Raw genomic sequence first — 3,146 nt, forward strand, 5'->3', positions numbered from 1 at the left:
AGGTATTTGGGATTTTATATTTGTATTTGGTTTATTATGCTTCGAATGGAAGTATAGAAACCCAAGATTTGTTCTCACCTTTTTTCTGGAATTTTACAACTCCATCTACTTTAGCATGTAAAGTATGGTCTTTCCCCATGTAAACATTTTCACCTGGGTTGTGTTTTGAACCTCTTTGTCTAACAATGATATTTCCTGCAATAGCAGCTTGACCACCATAAATCTTAACGCCTAAACGTTTTGATTCTGATTCTCTACCATTCTTCGAACTACCGACACCTTTTTTATGAGCCATGACGTTATATTTTAAATGTTATTCTTCAGTTTTTGGTTTTTTTGCTCTTGTAGCTTTAGGCTTTACTTCTTCAGTAGCCGTTTCTACTTCAACATCAGCTTTCTTTGTTGCTTTTGGAGCTGCTTCTTTTTTAGGAGCCGCTTCTTTTTTACCAGTTCCAGATGCAACGATGTTCTCAATGATAATTTGAGTAAATGATTGTCTGTGACCGTTTTTCTTTTTGTAACCTTTTCTTCTTTTCTTTTTGAAGACAATTACTTTATCACCTTTAAGGTGTTTTAATACTTTGGCTTCAACAGAAGCTCCTTCTATAGCTGGGGCGCCTAGTGTTAATGCTCCGCCGTTGTCAATTAATAAGACTTTGTCAAAAGAAACTTTTGCGTCTACATCATTTGCTAAACGGTGAACAAATAACCTTTGGTCTTTGCTTACTTTAAATTGTTGCCCTGCTATCTCTACGATTGCGTACATAACAATGTGTTTAAATTATTATTTTTTCAGTTTGCAAATATATAACTATTTATTAAACCTGCAACATTAGTTTTCTTTTTTATACGAATAATAATATAATTTGAAATATTTTTCATTTTCTATGTAACATTTTCTATCTTTCGGCTACCAATATTTATCATTTATTATTATAAGATTAATTATGAAAAAAACTTTAATGGCTTTAGGAACAATAGCAATGTTAGGAAGCACCGCAAATGCTCAAAAAGTAGCGTTTGAAGAATTTGATTTAGATAACGGTTTACACGTGGTTCTTCATCAAGATAATTCGGCACCAGTTATTATTACATCTGTAATGTATCACGTAGGTGCAAAGGATGAACAACCAAATCGTACGGGTTTTGCGCACTTTTTTGAACATTTGTTGTTTGAAGGAACCAAAAACATCGAAAGAGGAGAATGGTTTAAAATTGTTACTGCAAATGGTGGACAAAATAATGCCAATACATCTGATGATAGAACCTACTATTATGAAGTTTTTCCATCTAATAATTTAGAGTTAGCCATTTGGATGGAATCGGAAAGATTAATGCATCCTGTAATTAATCAAATTGGTGTTGATACCCAAAATGAAGTAGTAAAGGAAGAAAAACGTTTACGAATTGACAATCAACCTTACGGAAATATTTTTAAAGCGATTAAACAAAATTTATTTAAAAATCATCCTTACAGATGGACGACAATTGGTGAAATGGAACATTTGGATTCGGCTACTTTAGAAGAATTTCAAGCGTTTAATAAAAAGTTTTATGTGCCAAACAACGCAGTTTTAGTAGTTGCAGGTCAGTTTGATGCTACACAAGCGAAAGATTGGATTAAAAAATATTTTGGAGCTATTCCAAAAGGTGCACCTGTTGCAAGACAAAAATTTGAAGAAGCGCCAATTACTACAACTATTAACGCTACTTGGGAAGATCCAAACGTTCAATTACCAATGACTTTAGCAGCGTACAGAACACCTTCAATGAAAACGAAAGATGCGCGTGTTTTAGATATGATTTCTACTTATTTATCGGATGGTAAAAGTTCTAAATTATACAAAAAAATGGTAGATGAGAAGAAAGTCGCACTTCAAGTTGGAGCGTTTAGTAATTCTCAAGAAGATTACGGACAATATATTATTTACAGTTTGCCGTTAGGTGATGTTTCTTCAGAAAGTTTATTAAAAGAAATTGATGAAGAAATTGTAAATATGCAAACTAATTTAATTTCTGAAAACGATTTTCAAAAACTTCAAAATAAATTTGAAAACAATTATGTTAGTTCAAATGCAACTGTAGAAGGTATTGCAGAAAATTTAGCTTCATACTATTTATTATATGGTGATATTAATTTAGTAAACACTGAAATTGAAATTTACCGTTCTATTACAAGAGAAGATATTAAAGAAGTTGCAAAAAAATATTTAAATCCAAACCAACGTTTGATTTTAAACTATGGTCCTGCAAAAGAAAAAACCGCTAAATAATCGTACCATGAAAAAGTATTTATATATCGCAGCCAGTTTATTACTAACAATAACTATGCAAGCACAAGACAGACCAATGCCTAAACAAGGCCCAGCTCCATCAATTAATATTAAAAAGCCAGTAACATTCGTGTTAGAAAATGGTTTAAAAGTATTAGTGGTGGAAAACAATAAATTACCAAGAGTTTCTTATAACTTAACTTTAGACAATACACCTTTTGCTGAAGGAAGTAAAAAAGGCGTTACAGATTTAGTAAGTTCGATGATTGGAAATGCTACAGAATCTATTTCTAAAGATAAATTTAACGAAGAAATTGACTTTTTAGGAGCTAATATTAATTTTTACGAATCAGGTGCTTCTGCAAATGGTTTATCAAGATATTCGGCTAGAATTTTAGAATTATTGGCTGATGGTGCATTAAATCCATTGTTTACACAAGAAGATTTTGATGCTGAAAGAGCAAAATTAATAGAAGGATTAAAATCTGACGAAAAAAGCGCTTCTGCAATTGCAGGTCGTGTTCAAAATGTTTTAACATACGGAAAAGAACATTATAATGGTGAATTTACTTCTGAAGAAACCTTAAAAAATGTAACATTACAAGATGTAATCAATCATTACAACACGTATTTTGTGCCAGCTAACGCCTATTTAGTAGTAATTGGTGACGTAAAAACTAAAGATGTTAAGAAAAAAGTGGAGCAATTATTTGGAGCAGATGTATGGAAAACAGCTACAGCGCCTAATTTGACCTATAATGATCCAACGGATTTACAATATTCTCAAATTAATTTTGTAGATGTTCCTAATGCAGTTCAATCTGAAATTGCAATGATCAATTTATCAAAATTAAAAATGACGGATAAAGATTA

The 3,146-nt window shown here is 31.6% G+C and carries 4 protein-coding genes; 2 read left to right on the forward strand and 2 right to left on the reverse strand.

Features of this window, described 5'->3' with window-relative positions:
- Positions 1–34: 34 nt before the first annotated feature.
- Positions 35–295, reverse strand: a complete 261-nt coding sequence (gene rpmA / locus KA468_RS10990) for a 50S ribosomal protein L27 (protein ID WP_291242975.1) — start codon at positions 293–295, stop codon at positions 35–37.
- A gap of 18 nt (positions 296–313) precedes the next feature.
- The gene (gene rplU, locus KA468_RS10995) at positions 314–766 is read right to left on the reverse strand and encodes a 50S ribosomal protein L21 (RefSeq protein WP_291242976.1); all 453 of its coding nucleotides are present in this window, start codon (positions 764–766) and stop codon (positions 314–316) included.
- A gap of 181 nt (positions 767–947) precedes the next feature.
- Here rplU and KA468_RS11000 point away from each other — a divergent pair, with 181 nt between their 5' ends.
- Positions 948–2,273: a pitrilysin family protein gene (locus KA468_RS11000; RefSeq protein WP_291242977.1), complete on the forward strand. Its 1,326-nt coding sequence runs from the start codon at positions 948–950 to the stop codon at positions 2,271–2,273.
- A gap of 7 nt (positions 2,274–2,280) precedes the next feature.
- Positions 2,281–3,146: insulinase family protein (locus tag KA468_RS11005; protein ID WP_291242978.1), on the forward strand; the 866-nt coding region annotated here is incomplete at its 3' end.

Origin of the sequence: Flavobacterium sp., assembly GCF_017985075.1 — a bacterium.
In the GTDB taxonomy this organism is placed as follows: domain Bacteria; phylum Bacteroidota; class Bacteroidia; order Flavobacteriales; family Flavobacteriaceae; genus Flavobacterium.